Source organism: Pontibacter chinhatensis, assembly GCF_900113285.1.
Classification (GTDB): Bacteria; Bacteroidota; Bacteroidia; order Cytophagales; family Hymenobacteraceae; genus Pontibacter; species Pontibacter chinhatensis.
In genome coordinates, this window is record NZ_FOOT01000010.1 from 41,354 (window position 1) to 62,890 (window position 21,537).

Consider the following 21,537-nt stretch of genomic DNA (forward strand, 5'->3'; position numbering starts at 1 on the left):
CAGGGCCTCCGTTTCAGAAACAAAATCATCCTTAAACTATATGAAGAGCAAAGATAATTTCAAAACCACGAAGCACGATGGCGACACTTTAGGTGAACGTGACAGCAAGCAGAAGGTGACAAAAAACCCGGCCCCGCGCCAGGCCGACCGCGAATCGATGAACACCCCACCCGAGAACGAGGTTTACGTAGACCTGGAGCCAGACGAGCTGCACCTGGGCGATGACGAGCAGCCCGAGGAGGTTGGCAAAAAGGAGAAAAAGAAAAAGTAGGCCTCTGGTCTGCCTGAAGAAGCGGCCCGAAGTATAGCTTTATACTTCGGGCCGCTTCTTTTATCGCTGGTCGACCGGAGGCAAGGGCCTCACCTCGGACTGTTGCGGCCAGTTAATGTTATGCCTCGAGGAGTCTACGGGTGCATTGGGCAACAGCTGCGGGCGCATGCTTTCGGGCGTCATGGCCGGGCGATTGGAGTCGAACTGCTCTATGTTGCGCTTGCGGTTTATTTCGCTGGCCTGGTTGTTCATGCGCTGCCGCAGGTTCTGGCTGGCATCGGGCCGAAGTGTTACCCGTTCAACTGTTGGCGCCGCCGGAATCGTTTCCTGCCCCTCGCTTAGCGAAGTACAGCCGGCCAGCAATACTATACTTATACTATATCCATACTTTATTTTCATAGCTGCTTATACTTTACTCCTTCCCAGCTAGCAGAGCTATTAAGTTCAAAAGAAACTGTCCCCTTGAGGACAAGTGAGAACGGGAGTTCGAAACTTGCGAGCAAAGCTCAATAGGGGTGTAAGGCCAGTAGCAAAAGCTTTAGCTAAAAGCTAACACCCCTCCATGAACTGCGTTCGCAAACTGCGCACTCCCGTGCTTGTTTGTCCTCAAGGGGAGACCCTAGATTTTACTATCTTCAGCTCCTCTGCCAAGATATTAGTACTTTAAGTTAGAACGTAACACCCCTGTTTCTTACCTAGGGTATTTTTGTATACGCACAGGTGCAAGCCACGGCTCATTGCAACGGCAGCAACGCAAACAGCCCGCGCCCAAAGTATAAGCTATACTTTGGGCGCGGGCTGTTTATACTTGTACTGTAGTATAATCAGGGGTTTCAGGCCTCGCTTTCTCCCCAAACGTAGGCATCTCCGACCTGCGTCAGCATCAGCCCATCGGGTGCCGGGTTCACGTATCCTTCTTTGGTAAGGTGATGCTCGGCCTCTTTCTGCACATCTTTATAGTGCGGGTAGCGCTCCTGCAAGTAGGGGTACAGCTGCTGGTAAGGCAGCACATCCCCTGCCCTGATGTCGAATTGTTTGAAGGCCTCTACAATGCACTGCGCGGTATTTTCTATGTTGTCGGCTTCAGAACGTATTTCTGCCATAATTCTATACTTTTTGGTTTAGAGTTTAAGGTACGGCAGAGTTTCGTTGTTAGTTAATAGTTGAGAGTTATTGGTTGATAGTTGTCGGTTATTGGAGGTAGCCGGTTTATACTTGGTAAGGAACGAGCGAAGGGTAACTTCCCCTAGTCATATCAACAGAGAACCTGATAACGAATAACTAACAACCAATAACCAACCTTACTTTTTCTCTGTGAAGCTAAGGGCGGCGGAATTGAGGCAGTAGCGGAGGCCGGTTGGCTCGGGACCGTCCTCAAACACATGCCCGATATGGGAGCCGCAGCGGGCGCACTCCACCTCTGTTCTCACCTCGCCGGGGAACGATCGGTCTTCCACCTCTTTTATGCGATCTTTGGCTAAGGGGGCGTAAAAGCTTGGCCAGCCCGTGCCGGAGTCGAACTTGGTGCGGGAACTGAACATCGGGTTGCCACAGGCGGCGCAGGCGTAAATGCCTTTCTTTTTATTGCTGTCATACTTGTTTTTGAAAGGAGGCTCAGTGCCCTCCTGCCGCAGCACATAATACTGCTCCGGCGTCAGGATTTTGCGCCACTCCGCCTCTGTTTTCACCACGGTGTCCTGCAGGCTGGTATTTTGCAGCGCCAACCTTTCCTCCTCCTCCAGCTGTACGTCGCTGGTTAAACCTGTTGTGGCCACGTTCGCTGCTGCATCTTGCTCGGAGCATGCAAACATGCCCACAGATGCAAGCACTATAAAAAACTGCGCTACTTTCATAACCTATACTTCCAACGCAGGCTCCCTGCCTTTTAAAATACCTAACCTATTAGGAAACAAACTTTAATATAACAATGTTTGGCTCCTAAATCGTGCCAATGCGGCCTTCAAATTAATTTAATACAACCATAACCTGTTTATTTCGAAGCAAATACTAAAAGTGTGAAGGCTTTTTTGTATTTTTGCGCCTCGAAAAACCAATTCAATGCAAAATATCCGGAATATTGCGATTATCGCACACGTTGACCACGGCAAAACGACGACCGTGGATAAGATCATCCACGCCTCTAAGCTGTTCGCAGAGCACCAGCAGTTCGACGACCTCATTCTCGACAACAACGACCTGGAGCGCGAGCGCGGCATCACGATCGTTTCCAAGAACGTGTCGGTTCGCTACAAAGGCGTTAAGATTAACGTTATCGACACCCCTGGTCACGCCGACTTCGGTGGCGAGGTGGAGCGCGTGCTGAAGATGGCTGACGGCGTACTGCTGCTGGTAGACGCTTTTGAAGGTGCCATGCCTCAGACCCGCTTCGTGTTGGGCAAAGCTATCCAGCTCGGCCTCAAGCCAATTGTAGTAGTAAACAAAGTAGACAAAGAAAACTGCCGTCCGGACGAGGTGCACGAACAGGTGTTCGACCTGATGTTCAACCTCGACGCTACAGAAGAGCAGCTGGACTTCGTGACCCTATACGGTTCCTCTAAAAACGGCTGGATGAGCCGCGACTGGAGAGAGAAAACCGAAGACATTACCCCACTGCTGGATGCCATCATCGAAGAGATTCCGGCTGCGCCATTCCGTGAGGGTACCCCGCAGATGCAAATCACGTCGCTGGACTACTCTTCTTTCGTGGGCCGTATCGCCATTGGCCGCGTAAACCGTGGTAGCCTGAAAGAAGGCATGCCGATTAGCCTGTGCAAGGCCGATGGCAGCATCAAGAAGGGCCGCATCAAAGAACTTCATGTGTTTGAAGGACTGGGCAAACAAAAGGTTGCCGAGGTGAAGGCAGGTGAAATCTGCGCCGTGACAGGCATCGAAGGCTTCGATATCGGAGACACAATTGCCGACGCGGAGAATCCGGAGGCTATGGAGCGCATCTCAATTGACGAGCCAACCATGAACATGCTGTTTACGATCAACAACTCTCCTTTCTTCGGCAAAGAGGGCAAGTTCGTAACATCCCGCCACCTGCGCGACCGCCTGTTCAAGGAAACAGAGAAAAACCTGGCCCTGCGCGTGCAGGAGACAGACCGTGAAGACTCTTTCCTGGTGTTTGGACGCGGTATTTTGCACTTGTCTGTACTGATCGAGACCATGCGCCGCGAAGGCTATGAGCTGCAGGTAGGTCAGCCGCAGGTAATCTATAAAGAAATTGACGGTGTGCGCCACGAGCCAATCGAGCAACTGGTAGTAGACGTGCCGGAAGATACGGCCGGTAAAGTAATCGAGCTGGTATCGATGCGCAAAGGTGAGCTGAACGTGATGGAGCCGAAAGGCGACCTGCAGCACCTGGAGTTCACGATTCCTTCGCGCGGTCTGATCGGCCTGCGTAACAACGTGCTGACAGCTACTGCCGGCGAGGCCATCATGAACCACCGCTTCCTGGCTTATGAGCCATACAAAGGAACCATCCCTGGCCGTAACAACGGTTCCATTATCTCGATGGAGACTGGTCCGGGCACCGCTTACTCTATCGACAAGCTGCAGGACCGCGGCGTGTTCTTCGTGGATCCAGGTGAGGATGTGTACATGGGCATGGTAATCGGTGAGCACAACCGCCAGAACGACATCACTGTGAATATCCAGAAGGGCAAGAAGCTGACGAACATGCGTGCTTCCGGCTCTGATGACAACGTGAAAATCGCACCAGCCAAGCGTTTCTCCCTGGAGGAGGCCATGGAATACATCCAGAAGGACGAATACCTGGAGGTAACACCAAAGAGCATCCGCATGCGCAAGATTTACCTCGACGAGAACGAGCGTAACCGCATGTCCAGAGCTGATGCGTAAGCATCTGAAAGTATAAATACTTATAGCCCCATGCAAGGATGTACTGCATGGGGCTATTTTTTTGGCCAGAGCATCCTCGTATGAATGCAGGCGCCTTTTATACTTTCAACCTGACCAATCCCAGCCTGGCAACCCGGTAAAACGCCTGCTTCCTTAAGCCCGCCCCAAAACATTACCTATGAGAAACCAGTTAGTCGAAGGGCAGCCTGTGGCAGCCGGAATGTAACATCCACCTTTAAAAGTATACTATGAACAAACGAAAATTAGGAAACACCAGCTTACAAACATCACCCATCGTGGTAGGAGCCAACGTTTTTGGCTGGACATTGAATGAGAAGGAGTCTTTTGCCATCTTGGATGAGGCGTTTGAGGCTGGGTTTAACACCATCGATACCGCCGACGCCTATTCCCGCTGGGCCGAAGGCAACAAAGGAGGCGAGTCTGAGACCATCATCGGCCAGTGGATGAAGGAGCGTGGTAACCGGGATCAGGTAGTCGTGATTACCAAAGTGGGCTCAGACATGGGCCAGGGTCATAAAGACATTTCGGAAAAGTACATCCTGAAGGCAGCGGAAGACTCTCTGAGAAGGCTGCAAACGGACCACATCGATTTATACTTCACGCACTGGGACGACGACAAAACCCCAGTGGAAGAAACCCTTGGCGCTTACCAAAAATTAATTCAAGCTGGAAAGGTGCGTTACATCGGGGCCTCCAACCTTTCGCCGGAGAGGCTACGCGCCTCCCTCAAGGCCAGCCAAGAGCACGGGCTGCCGCGCTACGAGGTATTTGAGCCGGGCTATAACCTCTACGACCGCCAGGAGTACGAGCAAGGGGTAGCTCCCATCTGTCAGGAAGAAGGGCTGGGCGTTATCAACTATTATGCGCTGGCGAGCGGTTTTTTGAGTGGCAAATACCGCCAGGAGGAAGATCTAAACAAGAGCGTTCGCGGGGGTGGCATCAAAAAGTACCTCGACGCCCGGGGACAGCGTATTCTGGCTGCCCTCGATTCTCTTTCCGAAAAGCATGCTGTTTCGCAGGCAAGTATAGCGCTGGCCTGGCTCATGCACAATCCGCTGGTGACAGCGCCAATCGCCAGCGCCACCAAAAGCAAGCATGTACAGGCATTTACCGAGGCTACGCAGGTTGTGCTTCGCAGCGAGGACATGGAATTGCTCGATAACGCCTCCGCCTATACAATACCCTCTTAAAAAGCATTATGCCAGGTACCCGCAACCTTCTCCGGCTATTGGCCAGAGAAGGTTTTTTTATCGGGTTATACTTTCGCAGCGAAACAAGTCCAAACTACCTGCCCCCCACCTTATATTTTAACAAGCTCACTTAACGCATTGGTGCTCTTGCTAAAGGTGTATTACTATTACTTAATAATTATGTACAATTTTTTATAGTTTAAACAAAATTATATACGTTTGCCCTACCACTCAACCAAGGATACTATGAAAAAAAGAATCTTGCTGTTTATCGGGGCAATTTTACTAGCTGCGGGCATATTGCCTGCCCAGGCCCAGTTTAACGTTGCCAACAAGATCAAAAACAAGGTTAACCAGAAAATCGATCAGAAGATCGACAAGACGATCGATGAATCGCTGGAGGGAAAGAAGAACACAAGCGGCAGCAACACTGCCACAGCGGATGCAGCCGCTGCAGACAACGGCTCTGGCAGTGCACCCGAAACGGAGGCAGGCAGAATGAAGGCCTGGACCAAGTATGATTTTGTGCCGGGGGATAAGGTCATGTTCTCCGACAACCTGGCTGGTGAAGAAGTAGGCGAATTTCCGTCGCGCTGGGACCTGAAACACGGTAATGCTGAGGTAGCCGTGCTTGGGGATGAGAAGGTGATAAACCTGGTGCAGAGCAGCACAAGCATTACCCCGCTAATGAAAGGCGAAAACTGGCTGCCCGAAACCTTCACTATAGAAATGGATGTGTTCTTTGACAGCGACAACGGCAACGTGGCCTATGGGATATATTTGGTCAGTGACAATGCAACCTACAAAGAAGAGATAAACGGCGATTTCTGGAATCCCATCGATATCAGAGCCAACCAGGCACGGTTTAAAACCTTTGGTTCCGAATCAGAGGAGTTGGCGGCAAAAGAGGTGAAAAACCAGTGGCGGCACGTGGCCATCTCGTTTAACAAGCGCAGCATGAAAGTATACCTCGACGAGCACCGCTTGATTAACATCCCGAACGTGAACGGCAAGCCAACCGGCCTGCGCATTGAAGTGGATAAGCGCATTGATGCCAACACGATGATAAAGAACGTGATGATTGCCCAAGGCGGCAAGAAGCTCTATGACCAGGTGCTGGCCGATGGCAAAATCGTTACTTACGGCATCAAGTTCGATGTGAATAAGGCAAGCATCCGCCCTGAGTCGGTAGGCACGCTGGCAAGTATAGCCAAGCTCATGCAGGAACAGCCAGAGCTGAAGTTTAGCGTAGAGGGCCACACCGACAGTGACGGCGATGATAACTCTAACCTGAAGCTGAGTCAGCAGCGCGCGGAAGCGGTGAAAACATACTTAGTGGACCAGGGCATTGACGCTGACCGACTGGCTGCCAAAGGCCACGGCGAAGCCAAACCCCTTGACAAGAACAGTACTCCCGAGGCTAAGTCGAATAACCGGCGGGTGGAGTTTGTAAAACTATAATCACACCGGCAGCGCCCGACCGGGTTCTGCCACCCAATTATTCTTTCAGTATCTTTTACCAAGCCTGTTACTTCGCGGTAACAGGCTTTTCGGTTTGTAGACACCTGTGTTTGAACAGAGAATATTATTTAGATTTATTTTAAATAAGGCTTGCATGGATGCTCCCCCTCCCATACTTTTGCCCTAATTATAATCAGTCTAAATAAGAACACCTAACTATCCATGCGCAAGTTTCTACTCCTCTTTATATGGCTATTTGCCTTGTCCGAAGGACAGGCGCAAAGCAACGCCACCATTGCCGGCAAAGTAACCACTTCTCAGGGCCAGCCGGTTGAGCTGCTCACCGTTGCCCTGGAAGGGACCGTACTGGGCACAAACACTAACGCTGCCGGTGAGTTTATACTTAACAACATCAAGCCGGGCAGCTATACCTTGCGGGTAGGAGGAATCGGCTACAAGTCTTTGCGCCAGCCCATCACCCTTGGCAGCGGCGACAACCTGAACCTGCAGCTAACCATACAGGCAAGCACCAGCACGTTGGATGAGGTGGTGGTATCGGCCAGCCGCAGCGTGGAAACCCTGGCGGAAACGCCTGCCTCCGTGCATGTGATCGATTCGCGAACCCTGCAGATTCAGTCGCAGATTAGCACCGACATCTCTAACATCCTGGCCAACTCGGTACCCGGCCTGGCCTTTAACAGCAACACGACCAGCAACGTGGGCCAGACGCTGCGCGGCCGCAACGCCCTCGTAATGGTAGACGGCATACCGCAGTCCACGCCGCTGCGCAACGGCAGCCGCGACATCCGCACCATCGACCCTGCCGCGATTGAGCGCGTGGAGGTGGTTAAAGGCGCTACCGCCGTGTATGGAAACGGAGCTGACGGCGGCTTGATCAACTACATTACCAAGCAGGCCAATACCAGCCAGCCTTTCAGCGCTTATACTTCCGTTACCGGCACGGGCAATCTTTTCCATTCTGATGGCACCTTGGGTGCCCGCATCTCGCAGCAGTTTACCGGTAAAGTTGAGGACCTTGACTACGTGTTCAGCGGCACCTACGAGAAAACCGGCGTAATGCGCGATGGCGAGGGAGAAGTTATCTCTCCGGTGTACGGGCTGGGCGAAACGAAAATGTATAACGGCTTTGCCAAGGCAGGCTATAACTTCAACTCCAATCACCGTTTGGAAGGCATGTACAATTACTTCGGCAGCCGCCAGAACTCAGACTATGTCCTCCAGGAGGGCATCTATGGCGAGAAGCCATCTATCGGCGTGAGGGGCGAAGTACAGGGCGAGCCGGAGGGCACCAAGTATAACCACAACGCCCAGCTGCGCTACATTGGCAAAAACCTGTTCCTGAACACCAACCTGGAGCTAAGCTCTTACCTGCAAAGCTTCTACACCGTCTACGGCTATACGCCATACTTTGAGGGTGGCGGGCAATCGACCATCAAATCCGCTAAAAGGGGTGTGCGCCTGAACCTGAACACGCCTTTTAGAATTAGCAGCGGTATTGAGGGCAGCGTGTTGTATGGTGCCGATTACCTCAACGACGTTACCTCCCAGCCGCTGGTGGATGGCCGCACCTGGGTGCCGGAGATGGACCTGCACAACCTGGCTCCTTATGCACAGTTGCAACTCAACATCCTGCAGGATCTCAACTTTAAGGCGGGCTACCGCTTCGACAACGTGTCGGTGAAGGTGGATGATTTTCAGCAGTTGGTGCTGGCAAGCGGCGCCGGCGGGGATTTTGTGCAGGGAGCAAAACTGAAGTTCAATGCTAACACCTTTAACCTTGGCCTGCGCTACTCCGGGCTGGAGTACTTCAAACCGTTTGTCAGCTACTCGCAGGGCTTCTCTATGATCGACGTGGGCCGTTACGTACGCAGCGCCACCGAAGACTTTATCGCGCAAATGGACCTGGAGCCGGTGATCGTGAACAACTACGAGGCTGGTTTCCACAGCCAGTTCGGGATTGCCTCTTTCAGCGGTGCCTACTTTATCAGCACTTCTAAGCTTGGTGCCAACCTGATTGCCAACGAGGCAGGCGTGTACGAGATTGAGCGTGCACCGGAGCGCGTGGAAGGCTTTGAGGCGCTGGTAGACCTGTTCCTCTCCGACAAAATAACACTGGGCGCCAACGCCTCTTACAGCGAAGGCAAGGCAGACATCAACAACAACGAAAAGTATAGCGACAGCGAAGACAAGTACCTGACCAGCCTGCGCATCCCGCCGTTCAAGTTCACGTCTTACCTGAACCTGAAGCCCATCCAGAACCTGAGCGTGAACCTGCAGTGGATATACTCCGGCGAGCGCGACCGCTTTGACCGCAACGCCAAAGGCGGCTATAACTCGGGCGAGGGTCCGGTGAAGGCATTCGACGTGTTTAACCTGGCTGCCTCTTACCAGGCCACTGAAAAGCTGAGCCTGAACCTGGGCGTGGAGAACCTACTGGACAAAGCCTACTACCTGCCACAAGCCTACTGGTATGGCCGAAACGACAACTTTACCAGAGCCAACGGCGCCAGATTTCAGTTAGGAGCAGCCTATAAGTGGTAATACTTTGAAGAAACGCGTAAAAAGAACCTTTTCCATTCACCATTGGTGCGGGCTGATAGCCGGGATATTCATCCTGGTTATCAGCCTTTCTGGCGTTATTCTGGTCTTTGATGATGACATCGACGACGCCATGTTTGCCGACCATGCCAAATTGGAAACGCCGGCCAAAGCACTGCACATTGATAAATCAATTGGATGGGTAAGGGCGGAGAACCCGGGCTGGGACATTCGGGTGCCTGCACTGCCTGCCTCGCCAGACGAAGCGCTGTTGTATGAGTTGCGGCAGGGGCAGTTGCGCCGCTGGCTCTTCGTGCACCCCGAAACCGGCGAAAAACTCTCTACTGTGGGGCAGGCACATAATCGCTTTTCCTACGTGGTGCTCAATATCCATTACAACCTGCTCTCAGGCACGCCGGGTAAAATCGTGGTGCTGCTGATAGGCGTGGCACTGCTGCTGCTTACCATTACCGGGTTTATACTTTACCGACGTTCGGTGCTCAAGGTGCTTACTTTCCGGCAAAAAATCAGTTTTAGCAGCCGCCGAAGCATATTTTCCGGTCTGCACCGCGTGGTAGGCGTGTGGGCATTGGCGTTTAACCTGCTCATGTGTGTTACGGGTTTATCCTTGGCTATTACGGTGGTAAATGCCGCCCTCAAAGGCGGGCCAAAGGAAATTGCCGTGCCCGAGATTACCACCTCTGTAGATGCCACCATGGCCGAAGCGCGGGCCACCTATCCCGAGTTTGAAATCACGTACCTGCGCTTTCCGGTAAATGAGGAAGGCAAGATCCAACTGCTCGGCCGCCTGTACTCCGACCCCTCCTACTACGGCAAGTTCTACAGCAAAATACAGGCAGACTATACCAGCGGTGAGCTGGGTGCCCCCTACTTTGTGCGGGACCAACCGCTGCTCGACCGCTTCCTTACCTCGCTGCATCCCGTCCACTTCGGCGATTTTGCGGGCCTGTTTGTAAAGCTACTCTACGCCTTCTTTGGCCTGATGCCCGGCATCCTTTCCATCTCCGGCTTCGTGATTTGGTACTACCGCCAGCAGCCGCAGCAAGAGCAAAAGCAGGTTAGAAGAAAGGTAGCGAGGGTGGTGCGGTAGTGGAATGAACCCACCTCTCCGAGGAGGCAGGCCCTTTCTATTTGCAAAGTCTCTAACTCTTTGTCATTCTGTAAAGAAACTTGGTGGAAGGGAGGTCAGCTTTTGCTACTTGCCACCAAGATCCTTTCAGGATGACAAAAAGATGGGAGTGCCTACGGTGTCTGCCTTCGCTCTTCCAGATTCGTAATCCAGAAGCACTTCATATGTGGATTTGCAATCCGATTTTGTACTCCGCCATTGCAGTGAACAAACTATGGGCAAGGAAGGGATTACAAATCCCAATAGTATTTACTTTCGGATTGCAAATCCGAAAGAGCAGTTATCCCTTTCCTGCACCTCTCGCTCGCCTCTGACGAGTGTGCGTTATTGGGTGGCGTCCCCCCATATGACACAACAAGTATAAAAGTATAAGCCTGAAAGTATAGATTTCAGCGGCCAGAGGCCGTGGGGTAGCGCACACTCGCCAGAGGCGAGCGGGGGTTAGATGGTAGAGACTATACTTATACTACTAAAAATGCCGGAGCCGCAAGTTTATACTTGTGGCTCCGGCATTTTATACTTTAATCTATACTCTTTACAGTTTAAACTGCACCGAGAACTTGAGCCCGAACTTCCGGGTGCCTTCGTCCAGGTGGGTGAGGCGGTGGAAAGCATCCACGCGCAGGATTTTGAAGATGTTCTCGATGCCGTAGCCCAGCTCCACATACGGCGTATCTCCCAGCGTTTTAAAGGCCTCCTGCCGGTTGCCTGCCGGCGTATACTCTGGCATCAGGTCGAGGTTGCTTTGGCTGAGGCTGCCGTAGAGTACGTTGGCTGAGCCCAGCACGCGCCACTTGAGCTTTTTGATAAGCGGCAAACGGTTAAACAGCAGACCTTCAAAGTACTGCTCGTAGTGCAGGGCTGCATACGTATCACTGGCAAACTCGAAGTAATCCATCAGGTTGTAGGTGGCGTCGTAGTAAAAGGGCGTCTCGTTACCGGTGTGCACCTCCAAGAGCGGGTAAGGCACCGGCGAGAAAATCTTGCCAGCCTCCAGCCTATACATGGCATTGCCCAAACGGCCCATCACGAAGTCCTGCTCCACTCCCAGGTCCACGCGTTGGTAATCTACCGTAGCACCCAAGGCGTTGTTCAGGCCCAGCGTATACTTCAGACTCAGCACGGGGTAGCTGCCGCTTCCCAGGCTGATGCGCTCGTTGTCGTTCTCCACGTATACTTCATCCTTGGCGTAGCGCGTCAGAAAACTCACTTCGGTGGCGGTAAAGCTGCTGGCGAGCTGGTCAGGCTGGGCAGGGCCGTTTTTATAGTAGGCAAAGTCATACTGCGGGTCGAAGTGGCGAGTGCGCATGCTCACGCGCTCGGTTACCCCGCGCAGTACGTCGCGCTGCAAGTATAGATTGGACTCGCGCACCATCACCGGCCGGCGTAGCTCCCCGAACCTGGAGAAGCCCAGGAAGAACGGGCTGGAGGCCAGCCTGTCAGACATCAGGCCCACCTGCTGCAAATCCTCCTGGTGCGTAAAGCCTAGCTCGCTCCAACGCTTGCGGTTAAAGATGTAGCGCCCACCCAGGCTATACTTGTACGCCTGGTCCTTTGTGCCATAAGCCACGTAGCCGCGAAGCTCCAACTTGTTGCTGAAGTTAATGTTGGTCTTGCCGCCTACCTGGAAACGGTGTCCCTCCACGTCGTTCAGCGCATAGGTATAAGGCCAGGGTCCCCAGCTCACCTTTCCGAAGCTCTTGTAGCCGGTACCCAGCACGGTGACGATATCGGAGAAGCGCTTGACTCTTGGCGTCTCGCGAAGAGCGTTGATGGTGGCGTATACTTGCTGGTCGGCCAGGCTGAGGGTATCGTGGCGGCGTTCTTCCCAGAAGCTCTCCGCCTGCTTGCTGGCCCCAGCCAGTAGCTCCACCGGCTTATCAAAAAAGTCCGGCTTCTGCGGTTGGTTGACCACCACCTCCTGATACGAAGTATAAACCTTGGCCAGAATGCCCGGTCGCTTTGGCGTCAGGCCCACAATCTTAATCTTCACCTCGGTATCGGCGGGCATCCAGGCCTGCTCCCCTACCGGCTGCAGTTCCTGCTTCAGGGCGATGCTTTCCACGAAGTTAATGTTGGCCGATTTGCTGACAGTGGCCTCCAGTTTGCGCAGCGCATAGCCGTCTGCCGTAATCCACATGCGGCCGTTAAAGGCCAAATCCTGCGGGCGTTTCTGCTTAAAAGAAAGTTCGTAACACCAGTCGTCGCCGATGTAGGTACTGTCCTCCAGCTCATAGGTATAGTAGCTCTTCCAGCCGTCGGCAATCGGGCTGATGAAGTTTTTTTGCAGCACGCTCACCCAGTTCTGGTAAAAGTTGTAATCCTGATAGTTGCTACCAATCACCTGCGAGACCAGCGTGCCGTCCTGCAGGCCGATGCCGGTTACCTTGGTGGCTTTGATGATTTCCTTGCTGCGCTTGGGGTCGCGGGTATAGTAGACGTCGGAGAGCGACTCGGAGAGGAAGAAAGGCAGCAGTTTTTTGCCGTCCTCGCCGGCCAGATACATTTGTGAGTCTACCAGCGATTCAATGGCCTTGCCCACGACGCCCTTGCCTTTCTGCTGCCCCACGTTGTCCACGTCGAACTGCATTTTGGTGTAGGCCTCATACTGGTAGGCGGTGAGCTTGCGCTTGTCGTTGGCGTTCTTGTTGTCCATCACGCGCCGCATAATGGGCCAGGCCGGGTTCTCGCCGGGGCGTATCACCACCTCCTGCAGCTGCTGGGCATTTGTCTGCAGCTTGAAGTCGAGTGTTTGGGTGGCCACGCCCTTCTGTACGGGCAGCGTGAGGGGCAAATAGCCCACAAATGCAGCGGTAAGCGAGTCCGGGGTGCTGGAAAGGCGGATGTTATACTTGCCCTCCACGTCCGTAGACGTACCGATGGAAGAATTTTTAACAAAGATGCCCACAAAAGGCAGCGCCTCGCCTGTGGCGGCATCTGTTACCTGACCTGAAATGCGGGTTTGAGCCTGGCTTACCAGCGAGGCAAGTATAAGCAGGGTGAATAGGATAAATCTTTGCAAAGCTATACTTTTTGAAGCGCGCAAAGGTAGGAGAATTTCTCTGATTTACCAGCATATTTGTTTAGACAACAATAAGGTAAAGTCCTGATGCTGTTCCGGGTTTCCTGCCAGCAGGTTAACATAAGACAAGCGTTCCAGGCAGCCGTGCATCAATAGAATTACATTGGTATAGCTATACTTGCCACTATGCTTCCCTCTACCCAATCTCCTCTTGCCTAAGACATGTGGACCGTTCACGTGAAAACATTACCGCCCGTTTACGTTAAATAAGTTGCAAATCAGCACTAACATCGGCATGAAGCTATATTTTTGGCAGGTTATACTTGCCATCACCTTACTTACTTCGGCTGGCTGTGCCAGAAAAAACTTCTACGCCAGCACACCGGTCGTAGACCAGGAAGTATTTAAACACCTAAAATCCAATTCTGCCACCCCGGACAGCGTAACCATACAGGCAGGAGCACATTACGAGCGCAGTTTCCTGCACCGTCTTTTCTGGGGCACCCATTACCGCCCCGTCTGGAGCGTTCCGGTTACTGTACCGGTGTTCGAGATGGACACCACCTGGGGCGGACTGACGGTCGAAAAAAAAGGCGGCGGTTTCCAGACGACCAGCTTTACCATGGTCAGCGCCGACAACAAGACCTACGCCCTTCGCTCCCTCGGCAAAGACCCTGAGGAGGTGCTTCCCGGCTTTTGGCGCAAAACCTTTGTGGTGAACATTCTGCGCGACCAGATTTCGGCTTCGAATCCCTACGGTGCCCTCATCATCCCGCCTTTGGCCAAGGCTGCCGGCATTCCGCATGCCACGCCCCAGCTGGTGTATGTGCGCCCCAACGATGCAGACTTTGGTGAGCACCAGGAAGCAGCCAGCAACAAAGTATACATGCTGGAAGAAAAGTATACTGATGAGCGCATGGTGGACGAAGTGACGGGCAACCCCGTGGATATCGTGGGCAGCGGCAAGATGCTCAACGAGGTGTTCGGGCAGCAAAATCATTATCCCAACCAGCTGGCCTTCGCTAAGGCCCGCCTCTTCGACCTGCTCCTGGGTGACTGGGACCGCCACGAAGGGCAATGGGAATGGGCCAAGTATGAGCGCGGCGGCAACCACTACTACCGCCCCATCCCCAAAGACCGTGACAACGCCTTTTACCGCTTCCAGGACGGCATCATCCCCTGGCTCTTCAGCCGCAACTGGGCCATCCGTAAGTTTGAGACCTTTGACGAGGATTTGAGCGACGTGTACGCGCTCACCATCAACTCCCGCTTTATTGACCAGCGGGCACTGGCGCAGGTAACGCGCGCGCAGTTCGACTCGTTGGCTGTGGCCTTGCAGCAAAGTATAACTGATGAGGTGATAGCACAGGCGGTGAGTCAATTCCCTGCCCCGGTGCAGGAACTGGAGGGCGAGGCGACCAAGCGCAAGCTCGTGAGCCGCCGCGACCAGCTGCCTAAGGCTGCCAGCAAGTTTTATGAGATTCTGGCCAAAGAGGTGCTCATAGTGGGCACCGATGCCGAAGATGTGTTTGAGGTAAAGCGGCTCAACGACGAGGAAACAGCGGTCACCGTCCGCCGCAAGTCCGACGACTACGTCTCCTTTCAGCGCACTTTTCATCGCTCCGAAACCCGCCTAATCACCCTGCACGGCCTTGCCGGCGACGATGAATTCGCGCTAAGCGGCAAGGTGCAGCAAGGGATTACGGTAAAGGTAGTGGGTGGCCGCGGGGAGGATGAAATCAAGGATGAGTCGAAAGTAAGCGGATGGGGTAAGAAGACGAAAGTATACGACACCGTACGCGGCACAGAGTTGGAAGGTGGCCCCGACACCAAAGACAGACGCACCAGCGACGTGCGGGTGCATGCCTTCGACCGCGAAGGGTTTTAAAGAAGAGTAATGAGACAAACTGATTTACCTGGCTTTCTGGGCCGTTTTTATACTTTATTTTGCCTGCTTCTGCTTTCCAGCCTGGCTGGGTGCGGCAAGCGCTTCAGCCACAGTGTGCGGCAGGTGTCTGCGCCCGTTCCTGTGGCAGCCACCGTTCCGGATTACACCGACAGTACCTTAACACTGGCAGCAGGCAAGCACTATGGCCGAAGCCGCCTGCATACGTTCTTTTATGGCAAGCACTACCGCTCGGTCTGGACCACGCCTGTAGAGGTGCCGGTGCTGGACATCGGCACTGCGCATGGCGGCCTGGAGCCGCTGCAGATGGGCGGCAGCCGCCAAACCATCAACCTCCGCCTGCAGGACAGCACCGGCACCGAGTACGTGATTCGCTCCCTGGACAAAGAACCTGCCAGTGCCCTTCCCAAAAGGCTGCAGAAAAGCTACCTGGCTGATTTTATCCGTGACGCCACCTCCGCCACCAACCCGTATGCCCCGCTGGCTTTGCCTACCATGGCAGAGGCTATCGGCATCCATTACCTGGAGCCAGAGCTGGTATTCGTACCGCACGACCCGCGGCTGGGCGAGTTTATGGATAAGATAGGCGGCACCATGGCCTTGCTCGAGCGCAGGCCGGCCAAAGACCAATCAGACTATGGTCCGATGGGCAACGCTACCAAGGTAAAGAGCACCCGCTCCGCCATCACCGAGCGCCTCACCGACAACGACTCCTACTTTGACGCCAGGCTATTTCTGCGCTCACGCCTCTTCGACATGCTGCTCGGCGACTGGAGCCGCCACGAGGACAACTGGCGCTGGGCCGAAGGAGAGTATAGCGACAAGGCGTATGTATACAAAGCCATCCCCCGTGACCGGGACAACATCTTCTATAAGATGGACGATGGCCCCGTGCCCTGGCTGCTGCAGCGCCTGGGCGTGAAGCCTCACTTCCAGTCCTTTCACAAAAGTATAAGTGCCGGCAGGCTGGAGAAGCTAAACCGCAGTGGCCGCAACCTGGATGAGCTTATACTTGCCCGCCTGAGCTGGCAGGACTGGCAGCAAATTGCCGACAGCGTGCAGCAGGCCCTGACCGATGAAGTCATTGAACAGGCCTTTACCGCCCTGCCCGACACCATCCACGCGCTCACCGCCGCATCTACCATCAGCAAGCTAAAGGCTAGACGCGATTCACTCCCCCAAATGGCCCGCAGCTACTATGCCACCTTGGCCAAAAAGGTACAGGTAGTGGGCACCGATAAACACGAGCGTTTTGAGGTGGAAGTGCAGCCAAATGGAGGGGTGCTGGTGCGCGTGTATAAAATGCACAAGGACAGGGAGGTGCAGCAGCTGCTTTATGAGCGTCTTTTCCACCCTTCCGAAACGCTCACCCTGGAACTCTACGGGCTCGGTGGGGATGACGTGTTCATTCTGAGCGGTGACGCAAGGCCAGGGATGAAATTAAAAGTATGGGGTGGCGCCGGAGAAGACCACTATGAGGCCAACAGCCCCAAGCCAGCCTCCCGCCTGCGCATCTTCGACTCCAAGTATAGAAACAGGCTGGAGGTGCCCCGCAAGGCAAAAATTAAGCTCAGCAACGAGCAAAAAGCCCAGACATTTAATGCGGAAGGTTGGCTGCTGCGCTACTACCTCGATTAGGTAAGCAATTTATACTTTCCACCCCGGCTAAAAATAAAATCCCCGCTCCCGGTTTATACTTCCGGAGGCGGGGGTTCATACTTTTATACTTCAGCGTTCTACTGCTCTTTTACGATGATGGTAGAGGAGGCCTGCGCCGTTGGCAGGACCAGCACTTCGGCCAGGTTTACGTGGGCAGGGCGCGTCACCATAAAGGCTATCAACTCAGCGATATCCTGCGCCAGCAGTGGCTGAAAACCTTTGTACACGGCGGCCGCACGCTCTTTATCACCTTTAAAGCGTACCTCGGAGAATTCGGTCTCTACCGCTCCGGGGTTTACTTCTGACACCTTGATGCCAAATTGCACAAGGTCCATGCGCATGGCTTTGGAGAGGGCATCCACCGCGTGCTTGGAGGCGCAGTACACGTTGCCATTCGGGTACACTTCCTTGCCGGCAATGGAGCCAATGTTGACGATATGCCCTCCGCCCTGCCCCTGCAGCAGCGGCAGCACCGCCTTGGTCACGTAAAGCAGGCCCTTCACGTTGATGTCCAACATCGCATCCCAATCATCCAGGGAGCCCTCCTGCACCGGGGCCAGGCCATGGGCATTGCCCGCGTTGTTCACCAGCACATTTACCCCACGCCACTCCTCTGGCAGCGAAGCCACTGCCTCCGCTACCGCTTCCTTATCACGCACATCAAACAGCAGCGGGTATACGTTTTCTTCTCCCAGTTGCTGCTGCAACTCCTGCAGGCGCTCACGGCGGCGACCGGTGGCAATTATCTTAAAACCATGCTTGGCCAGCTCCACGGCCGTGGCAAGCCCAATACCCGAGGTGGCTCCGGTAACAAGTGCAATCTTGGTCATTTCTTATTCAAAGAAAAGTATAAGTGATACGTTATGGTGGGTCAGCTTGTCGATGGACCTGCTGTAGGTGCTGTTGGGTAAAGTCTTGTGCTGGTTCAGCAAGCCGTGCGAGAAACGCAGCTCCGGGGCAAACTTAAAGTATGGGTAGAAGATATCGATGCCGATGCCGTACTCCAGCGCCAGGTCAAACTTCTCCACATGCAGAGCAATATCCCCACCTGCTCCCTCTCCATTGTTGCCCTTGCCCAAATCTATACCCGGCTTAATGCCTGCCACCATGTAAGGCCTGTAGTTGGAGCGGCGCTTGGACTTATACTTGAGCAGCACCGGCAACTCAATCATAGTGTTGCTGATGGTCTCTAGCATCACGTCCTCTGTTTCCTCAAAGGTAGGTACCTTGGTAAACTCCAGGGTGCGGCCATAAAACCCCACTCCCGGCACAAAGCGGGCATCCAGGTAATCGGCCAGGCGCACGTTCAGCACCAATCCGGTATAAAAGCCCAGGGACTTTTTGGAGTTGATGGCTTCCTCACTGCCGCCTCTGATGCGGTCCACGTACTCCTGCGAGTGGTGCACGTTATACTTGGTAAGCGGCACGGCCAGGTAAAAACCGTAGTGCACGGGCCGTTCGTCGTAGCCGGGCTTGTTAAGGGCGTTAACTTTCTGCTGCGCCTGCGCCTTACCGCCCAGCATCAGAAAAAGTATAAACAGACTACAAAAGGCTATTTTTTGCCTGTGTAGATAGAGCTTATGCCAAATGTGAGTGAATGCCATTTCGTGTCTCTAAATCCAACTTTATGGTAGATATTCAGGAAGTTCTGCCCGTCCGGAAACGCCTGCACCGACTCCGGCAGGTACGTATAGGCAGCGTTGTCCTTAGAAACGAGTTTACCCACTACCGGTAGTATATTTTTAAAATAAAATTGATACAGCTGCTTCATCGGGAAGCTGCGCGGCATGGAGAACTCCAGCACCACCGCCGTTCCGCCCGGTTTCAGCACGCGGTGCATCTCCGCCAGCCCTTTCTCCAGGTTCTCGAAGTTGCGCACGCCAAAGGCCACGGTAATGGCATCAAAGGTGTTGTCGGCAAACGGCAGGTTCTCTGAGTCGCCATACTTGAGCTCAATCTTGTCGGTGAGGCCGCGTTTGGCCAGCTTCTCCCGTCCTACAGCCAGCATGCCCTCCGAGATGTCCACGCCCGTGATTTTGTCCGGGTTCAGGCGGAGCGCCTCGATGGCGAAGTCTGCGGTGCCGGTGGCGATGTCCAGCATCTGCTTTGGTTTTTCGGAGACGAGCAGGCTAATGGCCTTCTTCCTCCAGATGATATCGATGCCAGCGCTCAAAAAGTGGTTCAGAAAATCATAGTTGCCGGCAATGTTGTTAAACATCGTAGCCACCTGCGACTTCTTGTTCTCGTTCTGGTCTTTGTAAGGTACTACCGCCATGGGTTGGGATAAAATGATTGTAACAAGGCAAAAATACAGTACCTAAAACTATAATCCGCAGAATATGTTCCGAAAAGTAAAAAAAGCAGGCCGGGTATGCGCCCGGCCTGCTTCTAAAGTATAGTTCTGGCAACAAGGCCAACGTTTGGTCTTACTGCACTTCCTGACCTTTCTGTATCTCGTCGCGCTCCAGCACTCTGAAGATAGTTCTGCGGTTCAGCTGCATGTTGTCTGCAGAAGTGTTCGGCACAGCAGGTCTGCTCTCGCCGTAGCTCACCGTTACCATGCGCTTAGCCGAGATGCCTTTGCCTACCAGGTAATCGAAGGCAGCGTCAGCACGGTTCTGGCCAAGGGTCATGTTGTAAGAGTTGCTGGCACGTGAGTCGGTGTGGCCTTCAATGCTGATGTTCATGGTTGGGTTAGCCTTCATGATTTCAGCAATTCTGTCCAGTTCCTGGATAGCCTCAGGGCGCAGGTCATACTTGTCGGTGGCGAAGTAGATGTTCTCCATCTTGAAGTCCTTCACAGCAGCATCCGGAGCAACGCGTGCAATGCGGGCGGCTGTTGTGTCGTCCAGCGTAATGAAGAAGTCTTTTCTAACCGTAGTCGTGTCGTCCAGCACAACAGGTACCTCTACCTCCTGTGTCTCCAGCACATTGCCGTCTAGCGACAGCTGCACCTGGTAGTTACGGCCGGAGAGCACGTTTACGCTGTAGGTAGCAGAATCCGGCTTGCTTACGTCGCGGTAAGAAATCGGACGGTTGTCGGCCTGCACACCGTTAAAGATCAGTTCTACACCTGGCAGGGTAAGGGTGCTATCGCCCATTACGAGCACACGGCCCTTAACTTCTGTATTCTTGATGTAGTTGATCGTGTAGATATCCTTCTCGCCGTAGCCGCCGATGCGGTAAGACGACAGGTAAGCATAGCTTCCGTCCGGAGCCAGGCGGTAGTAGGTGTCATCATCCGGCGTGTTGATAGGCGAGCCCAGGTTTACCGGACGACCCCAGCGGCGCGCCACCGAGTCATACTTGGAGGCGAAGATGTCGTAACCGCCCATGCTGTTGTGGCCGCGGGAGGCAAAGTATAACGTTCCGTCAGCAGACAGATACGGGCTGTCCTCGTCGAAGCGGGTGTTGATGGTTCTGCCAAGGCTCTTAGGGTTGCCCCAGTTGCCGTTCTTTTCACGCTGCACCATGTAGATGTCCAGGTCGCCGTTCTCAGAGTAGTGGCTCGTGGAGAAGAACAGCGTCGATCCGTCTGGGGTAATGTAGGCGTCAGACTCGAAATCACGGGTGTTCACTTTGTCGCTGATGCTCTTTGGTGTGCCCCAGCTTCCGTCCGGCTGGCGCTCGGATACCATGATATCACCGTTGTTGATAGATTGGTACAGCAACAGTTTGGTATCGTTGTCGAAGAGTTGGATAGAGGCGTCGTGGCCGACACTGTTCAGGCCGCCTGCAACGATGCGCGGTTTCTCCCAGGAGTCCTCGCCGGTGCGGGTTGTCTCAAAAATATCCTCAAAGTACTCTCCATCCTCGGCAGCCTTACCACCTGTGGCTCCCTCAGCGCGCGAAGTGAACAGCAGGTAGTTGTAGTCTGACGAGATAACCGGGCTGTGCTCGGAGAAGGCCGTGTTCACATCACCACCCAGGTTTTTCACGAACACATCCTTCGGGTTAGCCACCTCGCGCTTCGCGTTCTGGGCATACTGGATCAGCTGTGCCACCTCCTCTTTACGCTCTACGTTGCGAGGCTTGATGGTTTTCTGATAGTTCTTGAAGTGCTCAATGGCGCTGTCGAAGCGGTAGTTGATATGGTCGGTGCGGCCCAACCAGTATTCCAGCTCCTTGTCCACTTTTGGGTTAAGCTCGGCTGCGCGGTACAGGTAGTCAGCCGACTTCTCCTTGTCAAAGCTCAGGTAGCTGATACCGGCAAAGTATAGCGCCTTGGCATTTTTAGGGTCTGCCGTTAACACCTGGTCATAATAAGGAAGCGCAGCACGGTAGTTCTCCTTATTAAAGAATTTGTTTGCAGTTCGCAATTGCTTTCTGGTGCTTTGCCCCGATGCGGAAGTGGCCATAAGGCATACCACGGCAAGCAGCAGAGATCCCCGCGAGAACGTTTTGGCTAAATAATTCATGTGAAAAAGGGTTTGT

General features: G+C 53.7%; 16 protein-coding genes. 8 read left to right on the forward strand and 8 right to left on the reverse strand.

Features of this window, described 5'->3' with window-relative positions; genetic code table 11:
- Positions 1-40 precede the first annotated feature (40 nt).
- On the forward strand, positions 41-271 hold the full coding sequence (locus BM040_RS19495; RefSeq protein ID WP_092105097.1) for a hypothetical protein: 231 nt from the start codon (positions 41-43) through the stop codon (positions 269-271).
- A gap of 60 nt (positions 272-331) precedes the next feature.
- Here BM040_RS19495 and BM040_RS19500 read toward each other — a convergent pair whose 3' ends face one another.
- The 3 genes from BM040_RS19500 to msrB form a co-directional block, all read right to left on the reverse strand.
- The gene (locus BM040_RS19500; RefSeq protein ID WP_092105099.1) at positions 332-670 is read right to left on the reverse strand and encodes a hypothetical protein; all 339 of its coding nucleotides are present in this window, start codon (positions 668-670) and stop codon (positions 332-334) included.
- A gap of 434 nt (positions 671-1,104) precedes the next feature.
- Positions 1,105-1,374 (reverse strand): hypothetical protein, encoded by a 270-nt coding sequence (locus BM040_RS19505; protein ID WP_092105101.1) that lies wholly within the window; start codon positions 1,372-1,374, stop codon positions 1,105-1,107.
- Positions 1,375-1,572: 198 nt separating this feature from the next.
- The gene (msrB, locus tag BM040_RS19510; protein WP_092105103.1) at positions 1,573-2,124 is read right to left on the reverse strand and encodes a peptide-methionine (R)-S-oxide reductase MsrB; all 552 of its coding nucleotides are present in this window, start codon (positions 2,122-2,124) and stop codon (positions 1,573-1,575) included.
- A gap of 205 nt (positions 2,125-2,329) precedes the next feature.
- Between msrB and typA the strand changes: the two genes are divergently transcribed.
- The 5 genes from typA to BM040_RS19535 all read left to right on the forward strand — a co-directional run bounded on the left by typA (position 2,330) and on the right by BM040_RS19535 (position 10,477).
- Positions 2,330-4,135 carry a translational GTPase TypA gene (gene typA, locus BM040_RS19515; protein ID WP_092105104.1) on the forward strand — a complete coding sequence of 602 codons (1,806 nt, stop codon included), beginning with the start codon at positions 2,330-2,332 and terminating at the stop codon, positions 4,133-4,135.
- Between the two features lie 248 nt (positions 4,136-4,383).
- Positions 4,384-5,346, forward strand: a complete 963-nt coding sequence (locus tag BM040_RS19520; RefSeq protein WP_092105106.1) for an aldo/keto reductase — start codon at positions 4,384-4,386, stop codon at positions 5,344-5,346.
- Positions 5,347-5,592: 246 nt separating this feature from the next.
- Positions 5,593-6,807 carry an OmpA family protein gene (locus BM040_RS19525; protein WP_092105108.1) on the forward strand — a complete coding sequence of 405 codons (1,215 nt, stop codon included), beginning with the start codon at positions 5,593-5,595 and terminating at the stop codon, positions 6,805-6,807.
- A 222-nt stretch (positions 6,808-7,029) separates the two neighbouring features.
- A complete protein-coding gene (locus BM040_RS19530; protein ID WP_092105110.1) occupies positions 7,030-9,369 on the forward strand; it encodes a TonB-dependent receptor in 2,340 nt (779 codons plus the stop codon).
- A 4-nt stretch (positions 9,370-9,373) separates the two neighbouring features.
- The gene (locus BM040_RS19535; RefSeq protein WP_175491129.1) at positions 9,374-10,477 is read left to right on the forward strand and encodes a PepSY-associated TM helix domain-containing protein; all 1,104 of its coding nucleotides are present in this window, start codon (positions 9,374-9,376) and stop codon (positions 10,475-10,477) included.
- 574 nt (positions 10,478-11,051) lie between these two features.
- Here BM040_RS19535 and BM040_RS19540 read toward each other — a convergent pair.
- Positions 11,052-13,538, reverse strand: coding sequence for a DUF5686 and carboxypeptidase-like regulatory domain-containing protein (locus BM040_RS19540; protein WP_175491130.1), 2,487 nt, complete (start codon positions 13,536-13,538; stop codon positions 11,052-11,054).
- Positions 13,539-13,833: 295 nt separating this feature from the next.
- On the opposite strand from BM040_RS19540, the gene BM040_RS19545 reads away from it, so the two are divergent.
- Positions 13,834-15,426, forward strand: a complete 1,593-nt coding sequence (locus BM040_RS19545) for a hypothetical protein (protein ID WP_092105174.1) — start codon at positions 13,834-13,836, stop codon at positions 15,424-15,426.
- 9 nt (positions 15,427-15,435) lie between these two features.
- Entirely contained in the window at positions 15,436-17,082 is a 1,647-nt protein-coding gene (locus BM040_RS19550) for a hypothetical protein (protein ID WP_092105116.1), read from the forward strand.
- Between the two features lie 98 nt (positions 17,083-17,180).
- Here BM040_RS19550 and BM040_RS19555 read toward each other — a convergent pair whose 3' ends face one another.
- The 4 genes from BM040_RS19555 to BM040_RS19570 form a co-directional block, all read right to left on the reverse strand.
- Positions 17,181-17,933: an SDR family NAD(P)-dependent oxidoreductase gene (locus BM040_RS19555; protein WP_092105118.1), complete on the reverse strand. Its 753-nt coding sequence runs from the start codon at positions 17,931-17,933 to the stop codon at positions 17,181-17,183.
- 3 nt (positions 17,934-17,936) lie between these two features.
- The gene (porT, locus tag BM040_RS19560) at positions 17,937-18,707 is read right to left on the reverse strand and encodes a type IX secretion/gliding motility protein PorT/SprT (protein WP_092105120.1); all 771 of its coding nucleotides are present in this window, start codon (positions 18,705-18,707) and stop codon (positions 17,937-17,939) included.
- Complete coding sequence (gene ubiE, locus BM040_RS19565) at positions 18,656-19,378, reverse strand: bifunctional demethylmenaquinone methyltransferase/2-methoxy-6-polyprenyl-1,4-benzoquinol methylase UbiE (protein WP_092105122.1); 723 nt, start codon at positions 19,376-19,378, stop codon at positions 18,656-18,658. Before ubiE ends, porT begins: the two co-directional genes overlap by 52 nt.
- Positions 19,379-19,529: 151 nt before the next feature.
- On the reverse strand, positions 19,530-21,521 hold the full coding sequence (locus tag BM040_RS19570) for an OmpA family protein (protein ID WP_092105124.1): 1,992 nt from the start codon (positions 21,519-21,521) through the stop codon (positions 19,530-19,532).
- Positions 21,522-21,537 lie beyond the last annotated feature (16 nt).